Here is a 6,402-nt window from a genome sequence, read left to right as displayed (position 1 = left end):
CGGTCGTGGCGTTCGTGGTGCTGAAGCGTTCGCGCCCGGAAGGCGACGAAGCGGCGGCGCTCGCGAAGACGCTGCGCGACTGGGTCGGCAAGCAGATCGGGCCGATCGCGAAGCCGAAGGACATCCGCTTCGGCGACAACCTGCCGAAGACGCGCTCGGGCAAGATCATGCGGCGCCTGCTGCGCTCGCTCGCGAAGGGCGAGGCGATCACGCAGGACACGTCCACGCTCGAGAACCCGGCCATCCTCGAGCAGTTGAACCGTTCGATGTAACGCCGCCCGCCACGGCGGGCGCATCGCTTCACCGCGGCGTCGCAGCACGGCCGCTGGCCCGTTTCCCACGCCGGGCTCGCGGCCGCGTTCGCGCCGGCGAGAAGCATCGCCGTGCGTTCCCCGACGGCACGGCATGCAGGCGGCTCGCAGCGCTTCCGCCAACGAAGGTTTAATCAGTTGTGCGTATTACAACACTCACAAAACGGAGACAGACGATGAAGAGCAGGACATGGACGATTTGCGCGGCGCTGCTGGGCGCGGCGGCAAGCACGAGCAGTTTCGCGCAGAGCAGCGTCACGCTGTACGGCGACCTCGACGCCGCATTGCTCTATACGAGCCGCTCGTTGGATTCGGCGACCGGCGGCAACGCCGGACGCCAGTTCGCGCTGACCGACACGGGCATGACGCCGACCAACTTCGGCATCACGGGCACCGAGGATCTCGGCGGCGGGCTGCACGCGCGATTCAAGCTGGAAAGCGGCTTCAACATCACGGACGGCGCGTTCGGCCACTCGAACGGCAACTTCTTCGGCCGCCAGGCATGGGTCGGAATCGACGGCGGCTTCGGCGAAACGAAGGTCGGCCTGCAGTTCTCGCCGTTCGTGCTCGCGATCCTCGGATCGGATCCGCGCAACGTCTCGCACTTCGGCGCCGCGCTGGTTCCGTACGTCGACAACGTGCTCGTCACGGGCCTCTTCAATCCGAACGCGATTTCGTACACGAGCCCGACCATCGCCGGGCTGACGGCCAGCGCGATGTTCGGCTTCGGCGGCAAGGCCGGCGACTTCCAGGCGGGACGCCAGTATTCCGGCAGCCTCACCTATACGAACGGCGGTTTCATGCTCAACGCGGCGCTCTACGACGGTAACGGCGGTACGTCCCCGACGCCGGTGCCGAGCACGGTCGCGTTCGTCGGCCGCACGATCGGTGCCGCCTACACGTTCGGGCCGGTGACCGGCAAGGCGTCGTTCACGAGCTACAAGGTCGCCGGCTCGTTCAGCAATAACGTGTATAGCGCCGGCCTCGACTACCGCGTCACGCCGGCCCTCGACCTGAACACCGGCGCGTGGTACACGACCGACCGCAACGACTCGCACAATCATTCGCTGCTGGCCGCGATCGGCGCCGACTACAGCCTGTCGAAGCGAACCGGCCTGTATGCGCAGGTCGGCGTCGTCAACAACCACGGCGCGATGAATACCGGCCTCGGCATCACGGGCGGCGCGCTGTACGGGCTGCCGGGCACGACGGTCGGCGTCAACGCCGGCATTCACCACGTGTTCTGACGCAGCGCCTGTGGACGGGCGGCCGCCACGCGCCGCCCGTCCCTCGTCACGCCGCCGCGCGGCCGCCACGGCAAACGTGGCGCAAACGTGGTGCAAACGCGCCCCGCCCGGCGCCGGTCCGGCCGTCGGGGATGCCGATCTCGATGTTTACCCGACCTCAAGTCCGCGGCCGTGCAGCCGTCAAGTCAGGAACGCACGCCCACCATCCGCCGGGAACCCGGTGCGCATGTCCTCAAGGAGACCCACCAACGTGAACTTCTTCGGAATCGGCCGCGGCCGCCGTTCGTCGCGCGCGCTCGTCGGCGACATCGCCGAACAGGCCGGCAGGCTGGGCATCGAGATCTGCGACGTGTCGGGTCACGTCGAGGAAGTCGCGGCCCGCGTCGCCCGACAGGCGGAGGTGTGCCACACGCTGCGTGAATCGGCCGCCCTCACGCTGCGCGGCAACCACCGGATCGCCGAGGCCGCGCAGCAGGTGCGCGACGTCAGCGCCAATGCGTCGAATGCGGTCCGACAGTCGCAGCAGACGATCGAAGCCTCGCTCGCCGACATTCACGGCCTCGTCGAGGGCGTCACCACGATCAGCGACCAGATGGGCGCGCTGCGTGACGCACTCGATCACGTGCGGGCCGTGTCCGAGGAAATCTCCGTCATCGCGCGCCAGACCCACCTGCTCGCGCTGAACGCCGCGATCGAGGCCGCGCGCGCCGGCGAGTCGGGCCGCAGCTTCGCGGTCGTCGCGGCCGAGGTCAAGAACCTGTCCGCGAAGACCGGGCAGGCGACGGCCCAGATCGAGACGACCCTCGCGCGGCTCGCCGAGCAGACCGAACACCTGCTCGCGGAGGGCACCGACAACGCCGCCCGCGCGCATCGCGTGCGCGAGGGCACGCGCACGATCGGCGAGGTCGTGCACGCGACCGGTCACGCGATCACCGAACTCGCCGGCGAGGCCGAACAGATCGCGTCGCTGACGGACGAGATCGAGACGCAGTGCCATCGTCTCGACGAACAGGTGGGCGAGATGGCGTTCGGCGTCGAGAACTCGGCCGAGAACTTCTCGCAGGCCAAGGACCGGCTCGGCAATCTGCTCTCCGTCTCCGAGACGCTGATCGAGCTCACCGCCGCGACCGGCATCGAATCGCCCGACACGCGCCTGATCGACGCCGCGCGCAGCACGGCCGCCGCGATCGGCAAACTCTTCGAGGAGGCGGTCGGCCGCGGCGACATCACGCTCGACGCGCTCTTCGACACGCACTACGAACCGATTCCCGGCACCGACCCGCAGCAGTTCATGACGCGCTTCACGGCGTTTACCGATCGCGTGCTGCCGGCCATCCAGGAGCCGGTGCTCGACGTCGACGCACGCGTCGTCTATTGCGCGAGCTTCGACCGGCAGTGCTACCTGCCGACCCACAACCGCAAGTTCTCGCTGCCTCAGCGCTCGGACGCCGCGTGGAACGCGGCGAATTGCCGGAACCGCCGGATCTACACGGACCGCACGGCGCGCATGTCCGTGGCGCATGACAAGCCGTTCCTGTTGCAGACCTATCGCCGCGACATGGGCAACGGCCAGTTCGCGTTGATGAAGGACGTGTCCGCGCCGATCGTCGTCGGCGGACGGCCGTGGGGCGTGCTGAGGATCGGCTACAGCGTCTGAACCGGCGCGAGCGGGCCGCGCCTGCTTACTGCTCCAGCCCTACTCCCGGCGGCCGCTGATCGCTGCGCCCGTGATCGTCGACCACCCGCACCGTATAGCTGCCGGCCGTGCGCGGCTGCCAGAACAGCGCGTCGCCCGGCGCGCTGCGACCGACGTACGCATCGTTGACGAACCCGTACAGCGCATGCGCGGTCGCGTTGAACGCGATGCGCGTTTCGTCGGTGGTCTTCACGCGCATCGCATACGGACTGCCGCGTAGCGACGACGTGACGCGCGGCGGGTCGCCTTCGACCTGCCCGGCATCGCAGCAATCCGGATGCAGCGCGCCCCGGTCGAAACCGGGCGCATAGACGAACGGCTGGAGCCCGGAGCCCGGCGAGCGCCGCGCGAGCGGGCCATTCACCTGCCCGTCGATCGAGCGATCGAAGAAGTTCGCGGGGCCGACCCGCGCCTTCACGCCCATGTCGCGCGTATCGTTGCGCGCGGCGAGCGCCTGGTCGACCGCATGCGGCGCGTCGAACGGCAACGCGGACAGCGGCTTGAGCGACGCATCGCCCGGATGCGTCGTCAGCCAGCGCGCATACAGCCGGTTACGCGACGCGGCCAGCGCACGGTCGATCGCGTCCTGCCCGCCGCGCACGTAGGTGATCCATGCGTCGCACGCGAGCCCGTACGGATTGAAACCCGGATGCCACCGGAACCAGCGGTCCTCGTGCAGCATCACGGCTTCGACGAGTTGCGGCCCACGCGGGCGCCGTCCACGATACGTCGCCGAACCGGCAGGCGGTCGGGTATCGGCTGGTCGCGGACCGTCGCTACTCGACGGCTGCACGCGGTCGCGCCACGTTCGCTAGAATGCGCGGCTCGGCAGGATCGAATCGAAATGAAAGGAAACCGCTTGAAACTCCCGTTCGAATGGCAGATCGGGCTGCGCTACGCGCGCGGCGGCCGGCGCTCGGCCGGCGACGGCTTCGTGTCGTTCATCGCCGGCGCCGCGATGGCCGGCATCGCGCTCGGCGTGGCCGCGCTGATCGTCGTGTTGTCGGTGATGAACGGCTTTCGCACCGAGGTGCGCGACCGGATGCTGTCGGTGCTCGCGCACGTGGAAATCTTCTCGCCGTCCGGCGCGATGCCCGACTGGCGACTGACCGCGCACGAATCGTTACAGAATGCGGCGGTGCGTGCCGTCGCACCCTACGTCGACGCGCAGGCGCTGCTGACGAACGCGGGCAACGTGACGGGCGTCGCACTGCGCGGCATCGATCCCGTGCTCGAGCCGCGCGTGTCCGAGATCGCGCGCAAGCTGAAGACCGGGCGCCTCGACGCGCTCGCGCCGGGCGAGATGGGTATCGTGCTCGGCGCCGCGCTCGCCGATGCACTGCACGTGAAGATCGGCGACCGCATCACGTTCTTCGCGCCCGGCAACCGTGCGCGCCTGGGCGACGCGCTGCCGCGGTTCCGCCAGTTCAACGTGGTCGGCACGTTCGAGTCGGGCCACTATCAGTACGACAGCGCGCTCGCGTACATCCACATCCGCGATGCGCAGCAACTGTTCAACGTGCCCGCGCCGACCGGTATCCGGCTGCGCGTCGACGATCTGCAGCGTGCGCCGGAGGTCGCGCTGGCGCTGTCGCGTACGCTGTCGGGCGACCTGTATATCCGCGACTGGACGCGGCAGAACCGCACGTGGTTCGAGGCCGAGCGGCTGCAGAAACGCATGCTGTCGCTGATCCTGATGCTGATCGTCGCGGTCGCCGCGTTCAACCTCGTGTCGTCGCTCGTGATGACGGTCACGCAGAAGCAGGGCGACATCGCGATCCTGCGCACGCTCGGCGCGCCGCCCCGCTCGATCATGAAGATCTTCGCGATCCAGGGAATGACGATCGGCCTCGCCGGCACGCTGGCAGGCGTCGCGCTCGGCTGCGCGATCGCGGTGAGCATCCCGGTGGTGCTGCCGGCGATCGAGCAACTGCTCGGCATCCGCTTCCTGACGCCGTCCGTGTATTTCCTCAGCGCGCTGCCGTCGAAGCTGTCGGCGCTCGACGTGACCGAGATCGCATCGGCCGCGTTCCTGATGTCGTGCGTCGCGACGCTGTACCCGAGCTGGCGCGCCGCACGGGTGCGGCCGGCCGAAGCGTTGCGCGACGAGTAGACGCAGCCGGCTCGATTGGCGCGGCGTTACGCGATCTCGTGGAAACCGACGCTGTTGCCGCCGTCCGGCGTGTAGCCGGCGAGCACGTCGAAGCCGACGTTGACGAGTTCCACGCGCATGCCGTGGGACTTGTTGCCGGACGCGTCGACGAAGATCGACGTGCCCGACGATAGCTGGCGTGCGGCGTCCAGCAACGCGAGCGTGCCGCGCGCGCTGCCGGCCGACGGCGCGATCGTCAGCGTCGTGCCGTCCTGCGTGGTGAAGTGCCCGCCGGGCGGCACGGGCGGCGGGTTGTCCGCGACCGACCGGTCGAGCAGGCTCATGAAGTGAAAGCGCGTGTCGGCGCCCTGGCTCGCCGCCGCGCGATCGCTGTCCGTGAACGTATCGCCTCGCACGGCCGCACCCTGCGCGGCGATATCGACGGCCTGCTCGTGAAACGCGCGCGTCGCGAGCACGAGGCCGGCGTTCGCATTCAGCGTCGACTCGATCCATGCGCGGTCGCTGTCGGTCAACGTCGTCGACACCACCTTGATCCGGCCGGCGTCGGTCATGAAATCGAATGGCGCATCGGCCAGGTCCGGCCGCTTCGCGACGATGTCCCGCAGGCTCGTCGCGAGCGCGTCGGTCACGCCGCGCAGCTTCATCGACAGGTCGCCCACCATCGACAACTGTTTCGTCAGCGCCGCCTGCATCGCTTCCGGGTCGATTGCCCGGATGCCGATCGGCGCGTCTTGCGGCGCGCCGGACGCGGCCGCGTCCGTCGTCTGACGCCCGTCGAGCGCCGCCTGTGCCATTTGCGCGAGCGTAAGGCCGCCCGCCGCCGTGACCGGAATCGTCATTGCCCTCTCTCTCGTTTTCAGCGCGTTTTTCATTGTTTACGGACGGATTCCGCGGAAGTTGAGATCGCCCGCCCCACGCACACCGAAACTTTGTTTGACCCGAACTAAAAAAGTTTGACACGGGCATTTCGCTGAGATAACTTTTGCGCAAGCTTCCGGAAAGCAATCCGGCCAGCGTGCCGACTCGCGTCGCGCT

General features: G+C 68.6%; 5 protein-coding genes and 1 pseudogene. 4 read left to right on the top strand and 2 right to left on the bottom strand.

Annotation, left to right across the window (positions count from 1 at the left end):
- From H0X90_RS33205 to H0X90_RS33195, 3 genes and pseudogenes are all read left to right on the top strand, one after another.
- Positions 1-272 (top strand): annotated as a pseudogene (locus tag H0X90_RS33205) (acetyl-coenzyme A synthetase); the annotation flags it as partial.
- A gap of 215 nt (positions 273-487) precedes the next feature.
- Positions 488-1,558 carry a porin gene (locus H0X90_RS33200; RefSeq protein ID WP_006486121.1) on the top strand — a complete coding sequence of 357 codons (1,071 nt, stop codon included), beginning with the start codon at positions 488-490 and terminating at the stop codon, positions 1,556-1,558.
- A gap of 250 nt (positions 1,559-1,808) precedes the next feature.
- Complete coding sequence (locus H0X90_RS33195; RefSeq protein WP_048989536.1) at positions 1,809-3,215, top strand: methyl-accepting chemotaxis protein; 1,407 nt, start codon at positions 1,809-1,811, stop codon at positions 3,213-3,215.
- Between the two features lie 25 nt (positions 3,216-3,240).
- On the opposite strand, the gene H0X90_RS33190 is transcribed toward H0X90_RS33195, so the two are convergent.
- Entirely contained in the window at positions 3,241-3,936 is a 696-nt protein-coding gene (locus tag H0X90_RS33190; protein WP_227739686.1) for a transpeptidase-transglycosylase, read from the bottom strand.
- A 162-nt stretch (positions 3,937-4,098) separates the two neighbouring features.
- Here H0X90_RS33190 and H0X90_RS33185 point away from each other — a divergent pair, with 162 nt between their 5' ends.
- Entirely contained in the window at positions 4,099-5,367 is a 1,269-nt protein-coding gene (locus tag H0X90_RS33185) for a lipoprotein-releasing ABC transporter permease subunit (protein WP_077188760.1), read from the top strand.
- A gap of 26 nt (positions 5,368-5,393) precedes the next feature.
- Here the strand turns inward: H0X90_RS33185 and H0X90_RS33180 are convergent, their stop codons facing one another.
- Entirely contained in the window at positions 5,394-6,206 is an 813-nt protein-coding gene (locus tag H0X90_RS33180) for a hypothetical protein (protein ID WP_171984120.1), read from the bottom strand.
- Between the last annotated feature and the right edge of the window lie 196 nt (positions 6,207-6,402).

Source organism: Burkholderia sp. 9775_39 (genome assembly GCF_015712225.1).
In the GTDB taxonomy this organism is placed as follows: domain Bacteria; phylum Pseudomonadota; class Gammaproteobacteria; order Burkholderiales; family Burkholderiaceae; genus Burkholderia; species Burkholderia cenocepacia.
This window is presented reverse-complemented; position numbering and strand designations above follow the sequence as displayed.